This window comes from Mesorhizobium sp. WSM1343 (assembly GCF_055901535.1).
This window is the reverse complement of the sequence record NZ_JBVVWZ010000002.1, coordinates 277,868-299,772: the sequence shown is the minus strand read 5'-3', so window position 1 is coordinate 299,772 and position 21,905 is coordinate 277,868. Positions and strand designations below refer to the sequence as shown.

8 protein-coding genes are annotated in these 21,905 nt (G+C 59.8%); 4 read left to right on the top strand and 4 right to left on the bottom strand.

From position 1 onward, the window contains the following. Positions 1–85 precede the first annotated feature (85 nt). On the bottom strand, positions 86–3,451 hold the full coding sequence (locus tag AC0NIL_RS31930; RefSeq protein ID WP_473573668.1) for a TM0106 family RecB-like putative nuclease: 3,366 nt from the start codon (positions 3,449–3,451) through the stop codon (positions 86–88). Positions 3,452–3,746: 295 nt separating this feature from the next. Next, entirely contained in the window at positions 3,747–7,868 is a 4,122-nt protein-coding gene (locus tag AC0NIL_RS31925) for a hypothetical protein (RefSeq protein ID WP_473573667.1), read from the bottom strand. Positions 7,869–8,314: 446 nt separating this feature from the next. On the opposite strand from AC0NIL_RS31925, the gene AC0NIL_RS31920 reads away from it, so the two are divergent. Beyond that, positions 8,315–11,020: an ATP-binding domain-containing protein gene (locus AC0NIL_RS31920; protein ID WP_473573666.1), complete on the top strand. Its 2,706-nt coding sequence runs from the start codon at positions 8,315–8,317 to the stop codon at positions 11,018–11,020. Positions 11,021–11,161: 141 nt separating this feature from the next. Here the strand turns inward: AC0NIL_RS31920 and AC0NIL_RS31915 are convergent, their stop codons facing one another. Continuing rightward, complete coding sequence (locus AC0NIL_RS31915; RefSeq protein WP_473573665.1) at positions 11,162–13,753, bottom strand: UvrD-helicase domain-containing protein; 2,592 nt, start codon at positions 13,751–13,753, stop codon at positions 11,162–11,164. 434 nt (positions 13,754–14,187) lie between these two features. Between AC0NIL_RS31915 and AC0NIL_RS31910 the strand changes: the two genes are divergently transcribed. Beyond that, positions 14,188–14,433, top strand: a complete 246-nt coding sequence (locus AC0NIL_RS31910) for a hypothetical protein (protein ID WP_473573664.1) — start codon at positions 14,188–14,190, stop codon at positions 14,431–14,433. Further along, positions 14,424–15,701: a hypothetical protein gene (locus AC0NIL_RS31905; protein ID WP_473573663.1), complete on the top strand. Its 1,278-nt coding sequence runs from the start codon at positions 14,424–14,426 to the stop codon at positions 15,699–15,701. Before AC0NIL_RS31910 ends, AC0NIL_RS31905 begins: the two co-directional genes overlap by 10 nt. 585 nt (positions 15,702–16,286) lie before the next feature. Here AC0NIL_RS31905 and AC0NIL_RS31900 read toward each other — a convergent pair. Then, positions 16,287–17,168 (bottom strand): hypothetical protein, encoded by an 882-nt coding sequence (locus tag AC0NIL_RS31900; protein WP_473573662.1) that lies wholly within the window; start codon positions 17,166–17,168, stop codon positions 16,287–16,289. 97 nt (positions 17,169–17,265) lie between these two features. Here AC0NIL_RS31900 and AC0NIL_RS31895 point away from each other — a divergent pair, with 97 nt between their 5' ends. Further along, positions 17,266–21,630, top strand: a complete 4,365-nt coding sequence (locus tag AC0NIL_RS31895; RefSeq protein ID WP_473573661.1) for an NACHT domain-containing protein — start codon at positions 17,266–17,268, stop codon at positions 21,628–21,630. The last annotated feature ends 275 nt before the right edge of the window (positions 21,631–21,905 follow it).

Here is a 21,905-nt window from a genome sequence, read left to right as displayed (position 1 = left end):
GCCTTGATATGTGCGGCGTCGAGCGCACGGACACCCTTCCTCGTCACCACGTTTCAACGGCCACGGATGTGCCGGAGCGAAACGGCTATGGATCGATCACATCGGCCATTTCCAGGTAGCGGCAGAAGCCATTGGCGAGCTGCATCTGGCGCGGCGTCCGACATTCCGGCTCGAATACTTCCGGATTGGCCACGAGAATGCACAGAGCCTTGGCGCGGGAGGTGGCCACATTGAGGCGGTTCGCGCTGTAGAGGAACTCCATCCCACGCGGGGCATCGGCATGGCTGGAGGTCGTGACGGAATAGATCACGATTGGTGCTTCCTGTCCCTGGAACTTGTCAACCGTCCCTACCCTCGCGCCGGGGAGGTGCGCCTGGATTTCAAAGACCTGCGCGTTGTAGGGCGCGATGATCAGAATGTCGTTCAGGGTGAGTGGCGCCTCGTTGCCCTCGCGGTCGCGCCAACCTGCACCTGAGGCAAGGATCCCCAGCACAATATTGCGGATACGGTCGGCCTCCTCCGGGCAGGAATTCTGGTTGCCGCTGTGCTGAACCGCAACATAGCGCAGACCGCTCCCGCCAAGCGGGCCGTCCATCAGGATAGCCTGGTTCTCGAGACCGGGACGGGGAAGAAGTCGGCTTTCGTAGAACAGTTCGGAGGTGAAACGGCAGATGTCGGGGTGGAGGCGCCAGGTCTGGTCGAGGAACAGGCCCTCGTCCTCGGCAATGGTCTGCCGTCCGCCGAGAAGGTGATCGAGGGCCGAGACCTCAGTACCTTCGGGGTGCGAGCCCTGCATCGGCTGCTCAAGCTGCTGCGGATCGCCAAGCAGGACAAGGCTGGCTGCGCCCGGCGATATGGCAAGCACGTTGGCGAGCGACATCTGCGCGGCCTCATCCACGAACAGCACGTCGACGAGGCCAGCCACATCGGGTCGGGCCCACAGGAACCCCGTGCCGCCAAGAACATGGTAGCCGGTTGCAAAGGCGCCGAGGGCTTCGGCGTTCTTGGTGGTGAAAGTGAGGTGCGGGATATTGTCTTCCGCATCAGTGACCTTGTGCAAGCACTGGAGGTCGAAGGCTTCCTTCTCCGCTTCTTCGGCGGCCTTTTCGAGCAGATTGCGAATGACCTTGTGGCTGTTGGCGGTTACCCCGACGCGAAGGCCGGCCCTGACCAGCGCAAGGATCGCGTGGGCGCCGGTATGGGTCTTGCCCGCGCCCGGCGGTCCTTGGATGGCGAGCACGCCGTGTAAGGCCGGGACGAGGCGGCAGGCCGCATCGACCGCGCTCTCGCCCGGCTGGCGTAGCGCCGCGCCGCCGGCATCGGGCGGCAGCCGCAGCAGAAGATCGCGCGCCGCCTTATAGGTACCCGGACCGGCAATGGCGTGAGCGGCCACGTACTCGCCGATCTGCACCAGGGACTCGGCCAGAACCGCCGTGTCGATGTAGGTATGGGCGAAGATAGCTTCGGGGTGAAAACCGGCGGTGTCACCACGCTTCTTGATGTCGATGAAGCGATGTTCCAGGTCGACGGCCTCGACTTTGCCGAACCGATTGCCGCCGACGCTGCGCAAATCCTCCCCGCCGCGAAACTCCGCGTCCTGCGGGGGAAATCGATAGCGGTGGATAGGAGCCTTGACGGTTCCGCCAACGGTATCCACGAACTCGAGACCGGCGATGCCTGCCCGCTCGTCTTCCAGCTCGTCCGCGGACAGCGCCGCCAGCCGGAAATATTCCCACCAGATCGCCTTCTCTTCCCGGCGATGCCAGTCGAGCACGTTCGCCAGCACGTAGAGCGCCTGCTGCTCGGCGCTACGCTCCGCGGAGTCCACCGGAATGCCATTAGTCAGCACGGCCACTACAGCATCGATCCGCGCCTGCCAGGCTGTAATATCCGGGGGAGCGTCCTCTCCAGGCGGAGCCGGCCGGGGTATCTCCAAGCCTGAGGCGACCGCGTCAGTCCGCAGGCCCTCGAGCCAGTCCCTAAGCCGCTTCGTCGAGACACAGTCATCTTGGTTGTAGCCCGCCACGACGGCCCGATCGTCGGCATTGATGCCGCCTGCATCCCCGAGCTCCAGGCAGGCCTGGACCCTGCTCAAGGAGTAGTTGGCATCGGGCAGCGACACCGCGCGTACGAATGCGTAGAGCGGCTCCAGCTTCTTGATGGAATAGCTCTCGACGCTGGCGCGGATGGCGTGGCGGACCACCGCGTAGAGATCGACCAGGACCTGCCCGCGCAGCAGCGTGTCGATCTCTTCCTCGCGCGTGGCGTAGCGCCCCATCAGGCGTTTGAGCGCGCCCACCTCATAGGCCGCATAGTGATAAATGTGCATGTCGGGATGGTCTGCTCGCCGCTCGATGACGAAATCGACGAAGCGCTCAAAGGCTGTTTTTTCATCGGCCTGCGTGAGACACCAGTCAGCGACGTAGGTGAGCGCCCCCTCCGCGTCCTTGAAGGCATAGCCGAAGAGATATTCGAGGCCGCCTTCGCCGACGAAGGGGTCGCCCTCGAGATCGAAGAAAATGTCGCCGTCGTCCGGCACCGGCAGGCGGCACAGGCCAAAGCCCGGTTCTATCGGCAGCGCTTCATGGAGCACCTGCCCGGCCGCGAGCCCCGCGACCTGGATCCGGGCCTGCTCCCGAATGCGATTGTAGGACGAAGCGGCGCCACGCTCCGGCTTCCACGGCAGCGGCAAGGGGAGCTCGGCCAGCGAAGTCATGGTGGCCACGTCGTGGCCGGCGAGCTCACCGCGCTGCACGGCCGTGATCCCGGCCACAAGGGAGAGGTGATCATCCTGGTGGCGCTGGTCGTCGCATCGGCCGCGCCAGCGGCAGATACCGCAATGAGCGACCGGCTCCGGATAGGTGCCGCCGTTTCCGTTCAAGGACGCGACGAAGCGTTCCCGGACATTGCGGTAGTAGGCGGCATAGTCGCTGACCCGAAAGACCTCCGGCTCAAAGCCGGTAAGGGGCGCGACAACGTAGGCATGTTCTGGCACGAGGCCCTGCACCTGCCCGACGAGGTCAGAATAGAGGCAGAGCTGCAGCACCGTCCCGCCCTTGGTTTCGCGAGCGAGCTTGGTGTCTACGACTTCATAGGACCAGGCGCCGAGATCGCTTGGCGTATCGAGGCGCCGCAGAATGTCGGCCCGGCCCGTGAAGGGCGGTGCGCGCAGAGCGGCTTGCACGATGATCTGCGTACCGGCGTGCATCGCCTCGATCGTGGCGGCCACTGAGCCGTCATCGATGCGCTTGCCCTCGATGACCGCGACCGTAAGGCCGGACACGCGTAGGTGATCGACATAGGCCGCCTCGTGCGCGGCGCCGCGCTGCTGCAGGATCTCGAGCAGCGGGTCCCAGATCTTCGGCTTGTCAAGCGCGCCGTCCGCCACCTGAAGGTCTAGCGCCGTAAGGTGGCCGCAGTTCAAGTAGCCGACCAGGTCGGAGGCGCTCAACTGTAATTCGGAGCCGATTCTTAGCATAAACAAAGTCTACGCAGATTGGAGACGGCCCTGCAAATTCGGCTGATATCGCCGTCTTTTGCCGACGGCGCCGGGTTTATTGCCTTCCATCGTTCGCGGGGGTCATACGCGGGCCGGAGGCCGATGCGCGGAAGAAGGCGCCGAGCAGCCGCTCAACGGAGATCGCGTCATTCTCGAGCAGCGCGGCGACGTCGCCGTGCTCCTGCCCGAATAGGTAGCGCTTGGGCTCGGCTCCCACCGATTTGGCGCTGACATTGTTCGGTGGGCACTATCGAAGCCAATAGTCCCTGTGGTCCAAAGTGAAGAAGATCGAGATGATCTCCCCAGTCGCAGCGACAAGAACATCGGCCACGACGCCCTCGACCGTTTTGCGCTGCCTGCCTTTGCCGAAGACCACCTGACGAGGCCGTGCATCCCTTAGCGCGGCGCGTACTTGCTCACGGCTCAGCTGTCGTCCAACCTTGTGATGCTCGACGTGGGACAGGATGAGTAGATTGCCGGCATGTCGTGCGCCAGACGCCCCGGCATAATCGGCATGGTGCGCGTCGATCATCTTGGCGCGGTTCTCAGCCAGCTCCACATAACTTCCGGCAGGCGCCAGCCTGGCCGGCGCGTGCGATGCCAGCGAGATTTGGCAATGAAACGCATAATGGTTCTGCTTCAAATCCCTGATTTGGTCTTCCTCCCCCGGCACCGCCGCGCGTTCGCGCTTCCTGTTCTTGTCGCGCTCTGCGGGCTTTTCAGGTCCGGACTTGCCGTGATTTTCCGCCAGGGGAGCGGGATGAGGAACGTTCCGGGCCGGGTCCGGCGTCCAATTATAATGGCCGATCGGCGCTTCATCCGGCTCGACCTCACCGATCGGCTCGTCCTCATCCAGCGGTTTTTCGCCCGCTTCCAGCGGCTCCTCGAAGTCGAGCTTTTGCTCGGCTGCGGCCCTGGCCTCGACGATGTCGGTGTTGAGCGCCGCGGCCAGGGTTGGGCCGCACCAAAGAGGAGCGCTTTGCACGAAAATTCGTTCAGCGATCGCCATAAACAGGGCCCTCTCGACGCTGCTGCGTCGGTCGTCAGGCTCAAGCTTGAGCCATAGTATGCCCCCAGCCTCGTCGAATGCATGGTCGATCTCGGTCGCGATTTCGCGCTGACCGATCTTGTAGGTCGCAAGAACCCTCCTCGCGCACATGACGCTCGCGATGCCGGAAAGACGGCTGGGCCAGTGCGCATGAATATACTTCCTGTCGACCTGATAATGGTCGAGCCGCTTTTCGAGCGTCCTGGCGATACGCCTGGATTTAAGCGTCGTGACGATCTCCTGAACCCAAGTCGGTGCCGGCACGGAATCGGTCCCCGTCACCTTGGTGGGCTCGCCCGCGACATGTCGAAGTGATCGCACACCCTGGCCCAGCAGGACTTGAGTGATCGAGGAAATCACCTGCTCATGCTTGTCGATCGCGAGCATGAGCGATCCTGGATCGTCTAGTATGGTCCGCGCAAGCGCTGGGAAATCCTTCACGAAAACCGAGCGGCCCCTCGTAGCTGTACGGTAGCTGACAAGCTCGAGACCGTTCGCGCTGTCGACGGGAAGGCAGGGCTCGTTCTCATAAATGCCCCACCAGCTCGTCGGCCCACGCTCATGCGCGAAATGGCGCACGATCTGCGGCAAGTGCGGTTCGATTTGTCGCTCGTCCTCGCGCAGCCAGGCGAAGAACGCGCGTGAGCTCTCCGTATTGGGTTCTGCCGGCAACACGCCGGCGCGGCGATAAAGGGCCTGGTCGTTCGGCGCGAGATTCTTGCCGCTGATCTGGCGCCGGTAATCGCCCCAATAGTCGCCCCTGTTGCCCTTGAAGGCGAGCGCCACAGGCGCGGCAAAGTCGCCGCCCAACGGAATGCACGCAAGTTGGCCGATCCCGAGATCATAGCCTTCGGCAACGTCGGCGAGCGCCTTGAGCCGGCCCAGCAAAGCAGGCTGGTTGGCCAGGTCCGCGCTAAGCGCCGCACACAACATTGCCGCGTTCGGGGCGGCGCGCATCGGCCAGATCTTCGCGAGTGCCTCGGAGCGGCTAGCGGCGACATGCTCGCCCACTAGGGACAACCGCCCCATCGCCGGCGTCGGTGGGACCAGGTCCGATCGTGCTCTAAGCGTACCATCGAGCGCCAAGGCCGGCGGTGCGTCGCTCGCGGCCAGAAGCCGCGCGCTTGTTGATTTGGCGATGGTTTCCAGGTCGCGCTCGAGCTTGCGAAACCGCAACATTTCCTCAGCATCGAGCATCCGTCCCCCTGGCAAATCAGTGAGGGTGGCGGCCAGCCAGTTCGAGACTTCCGCCTCGCTGGGCTCGTTGCGAACGGTAAGGCTCAGCCGTCTGTGCGCCAGCGCGGTCCGAAGCTTCGCGATGTCAGCATGCGGGCGCGTTAGCGCGCTCGCGACGACCCGGGCAGGCCCGCCGCTCTTGGGCTCGCACAATCTGCCGAGCGGTCCCGGCATGCCACTGGCATCCGGCCAAATCGGCAGCTTCTTGATCGCGGGCCAAGCCTTTTTCGGGAATCCCGCGGGGTTGTGAAACAGCCAGGCGAAAAGCCCTTTGGCGACCGTCGCGCCGATCGGAGCGGCGGCCAGGGTCTCGACCAGTTCCGGAAATCCGAAATGCGGCCGCAGCCAATCGTGCGACCTAAAGATCGGATGCGCGGAAAGGTCGGTATGAACGATGGGCGGCAGGCTGACGCCCGGCAGATCGGTAGGAAGTTCAGAGGCCAGGCTCATCCGCGCCATTGGCGTCGCGGTGCCATTTGTGTTGGGGAGCTCGAGGCCGTGGGCCGGCGAGGGGATCGGATCACCTTCGAGCAAGGCGTCGAGATGGCGGCGCACCAGAGGGAGGTTCGACAAACCCCGACGGCGCTCGGCGTCGCTCGCCCAAGGAAAATAGCCTTCGCGTTCCGCATCAAGCGGCCTCAATCGCTCGGCAACGTCGGTCTCGTCGAAGCTGATCCGGTTCTCTAGCCAGCCGGCGAGATTCCGGTCGAGCAGGAGCGAACGGATCCGCTCCGGCGTCGCGGCCGCCAGCAGCCATTCTTCGGGAGGCGCCACATCCGCCAGGGCGTCTGAATGGACGCCGGGACGCGTCTGTGTGCTCGGGATCAATATCCGCGTCCAGCTGCGGCGCGTCTTGTTCGCGGCCGCGCCCTGTCTTGCGTGCGGCGCGATGCTCGGGAGCGCACGGCTTTGCGCGAGCGCCACGACCAGCGGGGCGAGGCGCTCGTCCGGCGCGAAGTCGGCGCCCAGGAGATCGAGTGGCAGCAAATCCGCACGGCTGAGCAGCCACGAAATGGCCTCGACGAGAAGCGCGTCGCAGCCATTGACGAGATGTGTATTCCAGACCTTCGACTGGTCGGCGAGGCCATGCCGCTCCGTATCGGAGGCGAACGGCGCGGAATAGTGGGCCGCAAAGCCGCTTGAGGAGGAGGGGCCGCCCAGCACATATCCGATCGGATATCTGAGCTCGCCCCGGCCGGCAACAATCCGCCCCCGCAGGGTCTCCGCCCAGGCCACCTCGATGGCGAGGCGCGCCTTGCGGGCATAAAAGGCCGGAACGTCATGCTGGGCCCCTTGGGGGCGTCCGATCGTGCGTGTGGCGACCCGCTCTCGAAGGACGCTATCGCCATCAGCTCCGCTTATCTCGCAGCTACGGGAAAAGACCTGGAACTTGCCCTTGTCGAGCGCCCTGGTGGTCGAGAAGAAGAAGCGCTTGGTGCCGAGCAGGTGATGCCTGAGCTCGATGACATGGTGCGGCCGGATGTCCGGGCGCAAGGTGCCGATGAACCGCCGTGCCAGGGACAAAGCCGCGTCAGTGTACAAGGCGTCGATACCCGCCTCGCTCGGCACTTCGAGGATTGTCCGCTCGCCCGATTTCGAAACCAGTTGCCGGCGCCGGTATGGAATCTCGATGGCGCAACCTACGTCCGGCCCGTCGGGATCCGCTATTGGCACGCGGCGCGCACCGGGTTTGGGCGGTTTGTTCTCCCCATATCTGTAGAGCGTCTGATGGGTCCTAAGCTTGCCCGAGCGGATGTGGATCGAATCGCCGATCGTGAAGCACGCTTTGAGGCCGTGATTCTTGATGCCGATGAGCCCCTTTTTCTGCGGCACCTCATCGCCCGCGCCGCGGAGATACGTGAGGCGCTTCCAGCCGTCCGCATCGACCGGCGCGCCATTGCCGCTGCATATGAGCCGGTCGGCGCCGAAGTCTAGGATCGTATGCGTGCTGCCCGCGTCGATCTCGTTCTGCAAGAGCTCGGCTACAAGATCATCTGCGCGCAGGCTTCGGATGAAATTGAAGAACTCCGGGACCATGTCGGTCTTGGTGTCATAGCCATCGTCATTGAAATCCGGATCCGCCATTCTTCTTCATCTCACGAAATCAAGTCGAAGTCCTAATGAGACTGCGTCCGCCGGAGTTTCAGGACGCGCTGTTGAGCGGGATGAGGCGCGGGTTTGCAGCATCAAATCGTATTAATCCCCTTTGGCAGACTTAAACGTGAAATACACAAGCCCCACAACCTGAGCCGCAGGCTGAAAAGGCCGGCCTGCTGAAATCCACACTCCCGCTTTCCCTCACACTTAGCTATTGAGGCCGATTTTTTGGGCCGCAAAGAAGCGACTGGTTGCCTACGCAGGGAAACCACGAAGCGGCCTCGATTCACGACAGCCTGGTCGGCAAACCCGATACGCCCGCCAAGGCCCGCACAATAAAAATACCTTCAAATTTCTTTCATGGAAGAGGGAATATTTGTCTAAGATGCTTTACGTCCGTGAAGGAAGACGGACCGGAGGAGGGACGCAAGATCTTGAACAAGAAGAAGACAGTTTCAGCGGTAATGGCGCCCACCCAGTGGGAGCGCGCTGTACCGATTGCAGAGCACACGCTGCGGCATTTCGAGGAAACAGCAGACCGGGTTCGGGAGAAACTTGCTGAGGGCAGTCCGTCTCCCGCCAACGCCTTGGCTTCACTAAACGCCTTTACAGACGGCCCTGCGGTTCGCCGCGTGAGCCAGAACTCTGATCAATTGCGGCGCGCGCTTATTGCGTTGTTGGCAGAGCCAGCTTTTTCCCGTGTGGTGGCGCAGGACGAAGATGGCGCGCGCAGGTTCGTCTTTGTTTCCCGGGCGATCCCGCACCGGACGCCTTCGGACGGAAGCATTGCTGTCGGCTACCATCTCCCTTTTGGTCGAATCGCTGCGCTTCCCATCGGAGGAAGCATCCTGGGTCCCGGATCTCAAACGTTCACGGTGCTCGAGAAGTCAACGCTGTACGCCAAGGAGGTGGGCGGTATCTGGGACTCGTTCAACACCTTTGTGGAAGGCGAGGATTTTGCGGGGTTTACGGTCGTCTCCCTTCGCGAGTTGCTGCGGGGCCTGGGTGTCGCCGAAGACGAGCTTGATATCCTTGAGGCCGCATTGGCGAGCGACAGGGCTGCGGCCGTCGTTTTTGAGGGTCGCAAACGCGATGCCATTACCAGGATGGCGCTCCGTGACCTTAAGGTTCTAGACGAGTATCAGGATGAGATATTCCGTCTCCCCATAGATACGCGCCTTGTGATCCTTGGGCCGCCCGGCACTGGGAAAACGACCACGCTTATCAAGCGTCTTGGACAGAAGATCGACTTGGAAAGCCTTCCTGAGGATGAGCGGGATGTGATCGATGCGACAACGTCTGGGGAAGCCCAACACGAGACGAGCTGGCTGATGTTCACCCCGACGACGTTGTTGCGGCGGTATGTGAAGGAAGCCTTCGCGAAGGAGCTTATCCCGGCACCTGATGAGCGTATTCAGACTTGGGACGACTACCGGCGCGAGCTTGCCCGGAACCGCTTCGGTGTCCTGCGTTCCGCTGCCGGGGGCGGCTCGTTCGTGATGAAGGATGCGTTGCCATCGCTGTTGCCGGAGGCGGTAGCGGCGCAGCGAGCGTGGTTCGAGGATTTTGAGGCTTGGCAGCTCGGCCTGTTTTGGAGGGAACTGAAAACGAACGCCGACATTCTGGCCGCCGATAGCTCGGCAGATGTAAAGCGTCTTGGCGCTCGTCTCCGAGAAGCACTTCCGTCGTCTGTTTCTGGCCCCCATCCCGGTGCCTTGATTTCCATGGCGGCTATGGCGGATGAGCTTCAGGCGCTGATCGGCGGGTTGAAGAGGAAAACCGACGAGGCGCTAAACGCGGCGGCGAGGCAGGCGCTTAAGGCAGACGCTGGTTTTCTTGATGCGCTTGTCGCGTTCGTCGGAACGCTGTCCGAAAGCGATGATAACGAAGATCCCGACGAGGAGGATGAAGAAGAGACCCGGCAGATCAAGCTTGGCCGCGAAGCTGCTGTGGAAGCATTGTACCGCGCCCTGCGTTCCAAAGCGCGCGCAGCGGCCAGTGGACGATCGCTCGGAAAGCAATCGCGAAACGGCCGACTTGCCGATTGGTTTGGCGACCGTAGCCTGACGCAGGACGCTTTGCGCACAATCGGGACCGATCTCCTTCTGCAAACGGCAGCGCGGCGTTTCCTGAATGCCGAACGGCGTCTTGTTGAAGGGGTAGGCGCACGGTATCGACGCTTTCGTCGCGAACGTCAGGCAGAAGGCCGCTGGTATCGCCGTGATCCGATTGCGACGACCGACCTGCACCCGCTGGAGGTCGATCTAATTTTGCTCGCCATCCTCAAATCCGCCCGCACATTGCTTGCGGATCGGCGGATTGCACGCGGACACGCCCAGGGCCGCCATGCCGCGTTGGCGCCCGTACTGTCGCTGAACCGCACGCAAATCCTTGTGGATGAAGCGACAGATTTCTCGCCGGTGCAACTTGCCTGCATGGCGGCGTTGTGCGATCCGGCGGCCCGTTCCTTTGTCGCCTGCGGCGATTTCAATCAGCGCATCACGGAATGGGGAAGCCGTTCGGATGACGACCTGAAGTGGGTCTTCCCAGATTTCGAGGTCCGCTCCGTCAACATCACTTATCGCCACAGCCGGCAGTTGAATGAGTTGGCGCGGGCCATTGCGCAGCTTTCATCGCCCGAAGTCCCTGAGGCGCAGTTGCCGCAGCGCGTCAACAATGACGGATTCGATCCTGTTCTCGGTGTCAGACTGGGGGATCGCCTCGCCTGCGCGTCTTGGCTGAGGGACCGAATAGTCGAGCTTGAACGCCTGAGCGGCCAAGTGCCGAGCATCGCAATCCTGGTCAGCGATGAAGAGGAGGTTATCCCGATGGCTGTGGCGCTGAACGATGCGCTTGCATCGAGCAACATTCGCGCTGTTCCTTGTCCATTCGGTGAAATGGCCGGGCAGGAGAACGACGTGCGCGTGTTCGACGTGCGTCACATCAAGGGTTTGGAATTTGAGGCGGTCTTTTTCCTCGGGATCGACCGGCTCGCGCAGCGCCAACCCGATCTGTTCGAAAAGTACCTTTATGTAGGAGCGACTCGCGCCGCGATGTATCTCGGTCTGACCACCGGAGATGACCATCTTCCGACCAAATTGGCGGCACTCGAGGAACGGTTTGGCAAGCAATGGCTTTAGAATTGGACGCGTTGGATCGCCTGACGGGGTCGTCATCCAAACCCGAATACTGACCACGCGCGATAAGCGGGAAGGCGTCGACACCCATCTCATTCCGCCCGGCGTTAAGTGTCGCGGGAGAGAGGGCCTTCAGACTTACGCTCAAGGTAGGAGGCTTCCGAGTTGTCGGAGCTCGGCTGCCACATTCGGGCCAAACTGCAAATCATGAAGCCGGCTTTCATTCAGATCTGTGATCATTGATCGCATGTTCTGCCATCTCAACCGTCGAACGCCGCCTGCGGCACGCAAGCCACGACCATCTACAAGGTCGATAAGTTTGTCCTGCGCCTCTGGCGATAGTCCGAGCCCCTTGGCCGTATAAATGAACTGCAGCCCCGTTAGCTTTCCGACATCATCAATTTCCTTGTCCGGCTCTATCTCGGGAAGAAGTTCAGGGACGCCTTGCAAGAGACTCGAATCCAAAATCTCGAACTCGCTCCAGAGAGCTGTTCCAATAGTGTCCCTCACTTCCGCGATCCATGGGCTCGCCTCCCCATTGAACGACAGGATCAGCTCCCGCCTTGCGCGTGTCATGGCGACGTAGAGTTTGCAGGAAGCACGATAGGCTTCCTCTTCCGGAACATCATGTGGCGGCAGGACGCCCCTTCTGCAGTTCAGAATGATGAGCGAATCGAACTCGTAGCCCTTGGTCTGCTCAAGATCACAAAACACCAGACGATCAGAACTAGGGTCATAGGCGCCATCGAGCGAAGTGACATTGCACTTCTCGGCAAAGCCCTTGACGTCTCGACTCGATAATCCAGCAAATGCAATGCAAACCGTTTTGGCATAGTTCTGCAGAGCAGTGGCGGCATATGCACGCGCATACGCGACCTCGTGCTCCAGCGTATCTGCCGCGAGAGCCATTGGCACGGGGCCGCTGAAATTTGCGAACTGAGGGTCAAGTATCTCTAGGTCATCGCTGTCCAGCATCTCATCGTTAAGATTATTGCTCAGTACCTCGTAAGCCGCTTTCAGAATTTCCCGGCTGTTGCGATAATTCTTTTTAATTCGCTCGCGCGTGATGCCGACCAGGCCCAAGTCCGGAAGGGAACGATGCTTCGGCAGTATGGTTTGTGCGATATCGCCGCAAAGAAAGATGTCGTTCGGCCCTTTTTCGACGAGCTTTCTGATAATCTGAAGCTCGGTACTACCGAAATCCTGGGCTTCGTCGACAAGGACATTGGTATAAAGCGGCTGTAAGGCATCCAGATGCCTCGCAAGAGCCGAGGTAAGGCCCAGATAGTCGACGACACCGACATCGCGCATCTTCTGTTCCCACCCGTCCAGACCTTTAAGGATATCCGAACGACGATCAGCCGCAATCGGGAACTTGCGTCCCTTGCGTTCGAGACTGAGGTATGACGAGCGAGAATGCGGAGTGACGGCGCTACGAATCCAGTCAAACTCGTCACGAAGATAGGCTTCACCGCCAACGCCCCGAGCGGTCATCGACTTATGCAGGGGCAGAAGCACCTTCGCTGAATCATTGTTCAGCCATTGGCGATAGTATTCGCGGAAAACCAGATCGACATGCTCATTGGATTTCCAGGTCACATCCACATAATGACGATCATTGTCCGGCTCGAACTGATGGAGAAGACGCTGGGCGAGTTCGAAGAATGACGTGACCTCAATACGGCCCCGGGCGGCGTCATTGCTGCAGGCAGCGTCAACAAGCTGGCGCAGGAGACCGGCTAGGCTACGGTTAAGGGTAAGAAGAAGAACTTTCGAATCCGCTGCTTCCGCCAGACGGAGTGCACGGCGAACGGCGACACAGGTCTTTCCCGACCCTGAAACTCCGGAGAGCTGAGAGACGCCGGCATATTCGGCCATCACGACATTCTCCTGCTCGGGATGGAGATACAAGAACCATTCGTACCAACTGGAGCGCTTCTCGAAGGATGCTAGCCAAGCCTCATATTCTGGCGATCCAATGCGCAGACGGCGAATATCCTCGCCGTCGGCCACCTCGAGCATATCGGCTTCGTCCACGTCGTCCAGCAGCCCGATGCGACCCATACTCAGATCGACATGAGCCTGTGCACCCTCATAATTGCCAGAAAGCAGCAGATTGAAAACGGCATGAACGAGTTCTGCTTTTCCTGCATCTAGAATGCCGGCGACCACCCCATCAAGATCACTGGTGCTTGAACGTGCATCCAGCGCCTCGAGCTTCCTCGCCACACTGCGCGGGAGCCCGTCCAGTACGTGGTCCATCGCGCCGGCGTCCAGTCGCTCGACAAGGGGCTTGTCGTGATGGTCGGCGCGAAATGAGTTGGCGTGAACGACCTGCTGGCCTGAACCAGGCACAAGAACAGCCCTGAGGTCCCGGACAGCAGGCTTCATCCCCTTCTGCCCGTCCAGCCATTTGTCGGCGTCTTCATGATCTCCGACAAACAGGAAAAGGCACGTCTTGTCCGTTTGCTGGGTGATCAGGCGCCAGCCATCGCCAAGATCGTACTTAACGGCATTCTGGACGCGGGTTTCACCATGATTGGTAACTGGAACGCCAACAAAAGGATTTGGGTCGCGCAGGCTGCCGAGGATCGCTTTGACCTTGATGGCCTTCTTCTGTTGCTGTCCACCTCCGAGAAAGGCTCTGCTCAGTGACCTGTCAAATTCCTTAGTAGTGAAATACGCGACTTGCGCGATGACGCCGTTAGGGTCGTCGATGCCCGATTGAATATTCACGTTCCCCCCGAGATCTGTCTGCCAGTTCTGCTGTCGAGACTTATCCCCAACTACATAGAAGGTACAACAGAATAGAGAGCCGACTTCACGTCATCTGCTGGTTCAGCATGTCTCATTCGGGGCTCGTGGCCTGCCCGCAACCAGTCATTCACCTCGAAGAGCCGGTCTTCCCCTGTCCCCGCGCGTCGCTGCCATCACTGCCGTAGAGCGCCTTCGCTTCGGGCTCATCAGCGGTCGGCCGGGCGGTGCTGACGCGGTCACGGATTGCGGGACAAGAGGGCCGCGCTTCCTCGAGGGCCAACCTTCAAGCTAATCGAGGGATCCGTCGTACCTATCATGGCTCTCGCCAGTGCGAGACGTTCTATCAGTTGGGCACGTCGCTCGCTCTCCACATCCTCAATGCGCCGCTCCGCAGATGACCGTCGGCTTTCGTGATGAAGGGTTCTAAAGTTGCCGTTGTCGATAGGCATCTCCCCACGGAGGCCTTTGCGCGACTCTTTGATGCGAAGAGAGAGAACATTGAGCTGGCGGCCCTGAAGGATATTGCCCGCGCCGTTGCGTTAAAAATTATCCAAACCGCCGACAAATCAGTGACCACCGGAGAGACATATTGCCTGGTGTATCCCGGCAGTGCGATATCGGCCGCAATTGAATTGAGACCTTTTCGCCAATGCAACTGACACGTTTTGATCTCTATCAACGGGTATGCGACAGGCCGCTCAGTAAAGTCGCCCCGGAGCTCGGAATTTCCGGCACGGCGCTGGCCGCCATCTGCAAACGATATCAGGTACCCTATCCCGGATCGGGGTACTGGACTTGCATCTCTCTCGGGCTCCCGGCGGAGCTACCAGCGCTTCCAGAGGCATCTGATGAGACCATTGAGATCACGCCGTCGACCCAGAAGCCAAGACCAAAAAGGGCGCCGGAAGAAGGCTCCGCTCGGAAGATCAGGCGCGCAGCGAAACCCCATCGTCCGGCACGTCATCCGCTACTGTTTGGTGTCGAAGAACATTTGCGAAAAACACGGGACGTAAAAGACGGCGAGTTCCTCAGGCCCTACAAGAGGATCCTGCCAGATCTAATTTCATCGGAAACTGCACTGCATCGCGCACTGGCGATCGCCAATGACCTCTACCTCGCGCTGGACGGACAGGGGTACCGCGTTCACATCGCTCAGGCTGCCGGTGACATTCATCGGATCCACGTTAAAGAACAGGAGGTGGAGCGAAAGGATCGCAAATACGGACGCTATCACTCCGGGAGCATTTGGGCTCCGGACCGACCGACCGTCTTCTTCATTGATACGGTGCCAATAGGGCTCGCTCTCACCGAGATGACCGAAAGAGTGACGATGCGATACCTCAATGGTGACTACCATCGCGAGGACAGCAGGTTCATACGATCAGCCAAGCCTTGGCAACTGACGCACTCGTGGACAACAGAGCAGGATATGCCCTGCGGACGTTTTCGGGTGATTGCCTATTCCCCGAAAAAGGGCGTCGACTGGTCTGTCAGTTGGCAGGAGACCGAGCAGGAGGCGCTTGGCACGCTGATCCCAAAAATCGTCGAGACCTTGAAAGCGGCTAGGGACAATGTGCAACGCCTTATGGACGCCGAGGATGTGGCGGCGGCGAAGAGGAAAAAGGAGCGAGAGGAGGAGTGGGAGCGCTACCTAAGGCAAGAGGATGCCCGCAAGACAGCTCAAGCTCTTGCCGATAGCCAGCAGCAGCTTGCGGAAATTATCGAGAGGTGGGGAAAGGCGATCACGGTCGAGCGCTTTTTCGCGGATGCCGAAAACCGATTGAAGAATACGAACGACGAAGTTCGCCGACACCGTCTGGAGGAGCGTCTGACACTCGCGAGGGCAATGATGGGCACCGTCGATCCGCTGGATTTCATAGAAAGCTGGGTAGCCCCGGAAGAGAGGCATCGTCCAAAGTTCATCTAGGCAGTCTGGGTAGCCGGCATCGCAGACACAGGCCCCAGAGCACTAAAGATGAGAGTGCCGGAGAAATCAGCGTTGCGTCTGCAGGATGGCTCAGGTGGTCAATACGATTCTTACATACCACCGGCATTTGTGCGAACTCCCCGCTGAGGTCTTGGGGCAGTCAAAGCGTAATAAGCTTACATAAACATCCGTAGCGCGCCATTTGCGGGTCGGAATATTCAAAGACAGTAGCGAGTCCGACGACGGACAATCCGTTTTTCGAAAGCAGCTTGAGACGCACCACTTAGGCGGTCCGCGCCTGCGCCTCCGTGGACTCCCTCGGCTTTTGATTACGGCAGCAATTCAGACACGAATTATGGAATGACCGCAAAGGGGCCGGTGAACGAACCCATTGCCGCCGCTCCTGCTTCGCTCAGGGAGGACTGCTTTTAGCCCTTAGCGGACTTTGTGCCTCGGCTTTCCTGGTAAGCCTGCACGGCGGATGGCCCGGTGGGATGTCGACCGCGAGCCGGCACTAGCCATCGAATTTGAGCAGCCAGTGGATGCCGCAAGCTGCCAGATCCGCCTTAATTTCGTAGCGCCGACTCAGTCGCTTTCTACAACGTAGTGCTTCCTAATCTCTTTTTCTTCGTAGAGATCATCATTGACCATCGCCACGATGATGGCGACGACGGCAAAGCACAGATCAACGTCGGCCTTAGCAATCGGCTCTGTTTTCGTGTTGTGAGCGATAGCATTTCTGAGCTTTTCGCACTTGTCGAAACCGTTCTTAACGTCTCCCCATATCTTCACTTTATCGAGGCCGCCGACAGACGGTGGCATGTTCGCCTTTATGATCGCCTGCAGTTTCTGCATCAGTCGGATGTCAGGTTTGATCCGCTGATCATCGGATTGCCCCTTGTTGAGTTTCTCACGCTCCGATTCAACGAAGCTGTCGAATGCCGAAAAATATGAGAAAAATGCCTGCTTGAGCTTTCCCTCTTCCTCGAACGCGAAACCTTCGGCAATCGCTTCCGCAGCATATCCGATACGACTGCTTTCTCCGGAGTAGGAGCCCACGATGAAATTGAAGCGCACACCCATGTTCATTTCCATGGAAGTACCAGATAAGCTTCCCCTGACCAGTGCTCGGCACCCAAAGCGGTCTGCCATCTGGAGTTCCAAGGCAAGCTTCCCTGTGCTTTCAGAAGTTGCTTTCGGTAGCTCGTATTCGGGATCATCGTGCGGGTCATCGTCAACGAAGTACCCATAGTCGTCCAGTATCAAACTATGGATGAAAATCGCTTCGTCCGAGAGATCGAACTCGTGCCAGACTGGGTAGTCCTTATCGGTTCCCCCGTCGTACGGGATGAAATCGAAGTCGGGAAGGAGTTCAGTGGTCCTATAGACGCGCTTGACCTCGGAGGCCTCCAATTTAAGGCAAACACTGAGCTTGTCCTGGCTCAACGCCTCCGTCAGCTTACTCATGAATTCGACCTCGAATCTCAGCATTCGCATTCAGGTTCCGCAGATCACGTCGTCTGCGCGAGTACAACGATCAATGACTGAAACCCATGGGGGATTTATGACCACTTCCGCCGGCCAAAAACCAAGCTTGGTGGACTTTGCTCGCGCGAAAACTTTGTTGGCGGCTCGACTTCGCAAACTCGATGCGACCGGCACGCGTGGGTTTGAAGGTCTCATGCGAGACGTCCTGTCAGAAACCACAGGTCAGCTGTTCAGGTTGGCCAAATCTGGCCCGCAGGCAGGATCCGATGTCCGGGCTATCGAGCACAATACATTTCGCGTCGGTCTGGAGGCCAAAAGATATGGCGCGAAAACACGGCTTAGCCTTGATCAGATGAAGGCAAAGGTCGTCGACTCCGCTCTTCAAAGCGACCCTGTCGATCTATGGATACTGGCTGCCTCGCGGGAGATCCCGGTCACCGATATCGAAGCGCTCCGAGACATTGGAAACCGCCTTGGAGTAGCTGTGCTGGTCCTCGATTGGCCAAGCCACAAAGACTCGCTTCCCGACCTGGCGGTCCTTTGCCTTGAAGCGCCAGTCACCATGGCGCGCCACTTGGGGAACGACCGATCTCTGCGGGACGTGGTCAGAGCAATTGGATCCCACCCGGATTTCGCAAAGTCTCGCGAGAGGGTCCGCCAAAGGCTGCAGGACGCCGATATCGGATATGCGGCAGCTGTGAGCGCCATGAAGACCTGGATTGAGGTTGGTTTGTCCAATCCCATGAACGCGGCATCACGTCTTGGCGGGAGCTTTAACAATCTGCATGACCCTGCCGTGAGGAAAGTCTTACGGCCATCGCTGAACGAACAGCTCGACAGATGGCTCATCAGCGGTCGACCTGCGGTTCTGCTCGGCGATGAAGGCATGGGGAAAACCTGGTCCTTCTTGTCCTGGTGGGCAGCGAATTCCGCAGACGGCCGTAATCTGCCTCTGTCGGTTTTCGTCTCGGCCAATGACGTCCGGGACGACAACGCCGAGGAGCTGCTGGCCAAGGTTCTAGCCAGACGGCTCGGTCATGGCGATGCGACGTTCTGGCTACGCAGAGTTGGGCTCTGGCAGCGCGCCGAGTTCGCCGGTCAGCAGTTCATTCTGGTTCTCGATGGACTGAACCAGAATTGGCGAAAACGCGATTGGTCGGATTTCCTGCAACCGCTCTACGACGAGCGCTGGAAAGGTCGCTTTGCCGTTCTGGCCAGCTGCTGGCCAGACCATTGGGCCGATCTGCACAGGCTGGCGCCGTTGGCTCCCCGTCCGGATGAAATTCGTGTTGGTCCCTTCAGCAACGACGAGCTGAAAGCGCTGTTGAAGGTGCACGCGGTGGAGGGTGAGGCGTTTGGTGATCGGATGCTGGATCTTATGAAGGTGCCGCGTCTCTCCCAGTTGGCTATCGAACGGCGTGAGGCCCTCGCGCCAACAGGCGATATAACGCCCGAGCGGCTCGCATACGAAGATTGGAAGCACAGGGTAGGTCGGCGCGGAGCAGCGCTGGCGATTTCCGATGAGGAATTCCGAGATTTCATCCGCGATCTCGGCAGCGGCGTAAAGGTTTCGCTCGATGACGCAATGTTCACCCGCGCTGATCTGGTTGCGAAACTGGGCCGGGAGAGCGGCAAGGGCCAGGACGACCTTCGCGAAACCGTGGCGGAGCTGATCGCCGGGCGTTGGCTGGAAGCAGGTGACGGCCCTCATCGGTTTAAACTCCGCAAGGAGCTTACGCCTTTCGTGCTCGGCCTACTGTTGGCGGCTGAACTGAGAGGCCTGGGCGATGAAGGCGAGGCCGCTGCCATCATCGCCACGTTCGTAGATCCCTACAAGGGGCAACGGCTCGGCGTTTCGATCCTGCGAGCGACAGCAACAATCGCGCTCCTGGACGGGCTTGTCGGCCGGCCTGCTCGGCGTGCCATCGTTCATCGGTGGGTAGCCGAACAAAACTTCTCTCAGGTGGACTATGACGCTTTCTGGCGTTTGATCGGCCTGGATTTTGAGCTTTTTTGCCAGATTGCTGAGGAGACCTGGCTCGCCCGGTCCGGCAACAGATCGATGGATGAAATCCTGATCAAGGGACTGGCACGAGCCTATTCCTTCGCAGAGATCGCGCCACGCCTCGTCAGGCAGGTGACGATCTGGTTGGGATGGCTCTGGGCAGACCCAGACGACGGACGCTTCCTTGGTGAGATTGATCCGAACTCCGAGCGATCGGTCACAAATCGCAAGCGAACTCATGACAACCTGAAACGATGGAATGACTCGCCGATATCGTCGACCTGCCCGACCGTTGAGCTCGTGGCCACGGGCGACGTGAGTTGGCTCGCTCACCGGGTGTTCGGAATTCTTTCGTTCCTGCCGCTGCAGGCATTCACTGACGCGTTCCTGGCCTGGGCAATCGGCCGCGCAATCATGGCCACCGCCAATCATTTCGATGAGCTGGCCTGGGTCTTGCGCCTGGGCAGCGGCAAATCTGGCGATTTTCATGCTGCGCTGCTGAAAGCTGTGGACGAACTGACCGCAACAGATGATGACATTACGCTAACTGGCGGGCAATGGCTTCTGGAGGCTCTTGGAGACGCTGTCGCCGGGACGCACTTGGCTGCGTTAGTAAAGGACAAATCACCTACAGTCTTTGCAGACCGCGCGGATACCCAAAGTCCGCTTGATCCGAACGCATGCGTAGCGAACCATGATGCCAAGTTCGCAGGCGACCAGCTTTGGCTGCTCGGGCGCCAGTCGAGTGATGACGACAATCGTTTTGAGCGCCTAAAAGCTATGTTGGCCCGCACAGACCCAAATCTCCTGCAACAAATCGTTCGCTTGGCCGCCCTGAGCGCCCCAGGGCGAAACGAACTCGAATTGCAACGTCTTGTGGCCGAGGCCAACCGACTTTCGCTACTGTATAGACAGGAGGAGAGACTTCTAATCGCCGATGCCATCAAGGATTTGATCGACGCCTCGGCCATCGCCAAGGACGATGATCTTCCTTGGTGGCGAGCACGCGAGCTGGAATTGCGTCTTTGGGACCTCGAATCGGAACAACTGCTGGATAGAGTGCTCGACGATTGTCTGAAGCTGCCGATCCTCGCCAGGATCGAGAAGGTGCTGCTGCGTTGTGGACAATCAGCCATACGATCGCGCCTTTCCAGATTCCCGCTAACCGGTCCTCGCGATGACGTGCTCGGCGGGCTTCTGCTCCTGGGCGCCATAGCTGATGAAGAGGCTCTGGATGGTTGGTCAGATTTGGCGCCACTTGTCAGCAGCGTGGACGCAGAAATACGCGGCGCCGCCTTCGAACTGGCACCAGAGACACGCGACACTCAGGTGCTGCAGGCGATCGCCGATAGCGGATGGAAAGCTGCGGAAGCGAAGAACCTCAAAGACCGCTGCCGGGGATCATTGGCGTTGCTGGCTGCAAGCGAGATTCTGCAACGCCCGGAACTGATGGAAGAGGCGGATCCCGAAATCTGGGCCGTCATGCTTCAACGAAATCCTGAAGATCAGGTCGCGCTGCAAAAATATCATGACTTCGTTCGCGGTGCCTTCGATAGGCTGGATCAAAAGGGAGGCTCCTGGTCCTACCCGAGATATTGGGCAAACCACGACCTGCCGATGACCATCTTGATTGCGAAGCAAGGGGCGAGCCTCGTGGCCTGGTTGGACGCTTGGCTCGACGAGCGTAACCACATTTCGAACGTTGATACGCTCGATGAATTTCCTCTCATTGCCCTGTGTGAGGGACTCATTCGATCCTTGCCCGCGGCTGGCATCCCGTTGTGGCGGAAGTTGAATGACGCAAGGGACCGAGGCATCATAAAGAACCCCCGGATAACCCTGTTGCCAATTGAGGCGCCAGCATGCGCTGCCGGAGATGAAGGACGCCGAGAGGCTCTTGACCTCTGCACGACTGACAATGTGTTGCTTGACATGGCGAGGGCCGCCATCCAGCACGGCCAATCGAGCTGGCTTGACGCCACCATTCGAGATGACGAGGCCAGTGGCGATGCGGCCCGGATCGCGCGGGCTTATACGCTCCTGGGTTTCTGCGATCTGACACCCGCATTCGAAAAGATGTGGACCGAATTCGAGGCGAGGAAGCCACGAACAGGCTGGCTGGCCGAGGTTTACGCGACTGGCAGTGATCACTATCGTCGAAACAGATGGGCGCGCGAGTGGTATCGACGCTACCTACACGCCGCAGATCATGCGACCGCATTTGCCGCCCACGAAGTTCTCGCGAAGACGATCGACGGGCGAGGCAACCTTTGGATCAAGAGTAAGGATATTGAGCTGCTCACGACTCCCGTAGGGCGACACTGGGACACGAACCTGACCGTACTGAACCAAGCCATCAAGAGCAGGAGCGAAACCCTTCAGGATAAGCTTTATGGCGCAAGAATCATGAGGCAGACCCAATCGCCTTGGCTCTGACGGGCTTTCGACACCGAGCAACCGAAACCGGCAGTCCGTTTTCGACCTCTGATCGACCATCATCGATGATCAGCGGCGAAGGCAGCTTCCGGCCAAAGAGCAGTCTGCCAGAATGGCCGGGATGAGGCGCAGAGCTGTCCTTCGTCGTGGGGGCGAACGTCGGCTTCTAGTCAGGCGTTCCGTTCACGTCTTTGCAGCACCGAGCCAGATCCATCACGGCCACCAATCTCATGAGCCGATGCATTCTAGTCGCCCCGAATGGGGCGGCCTTCGGT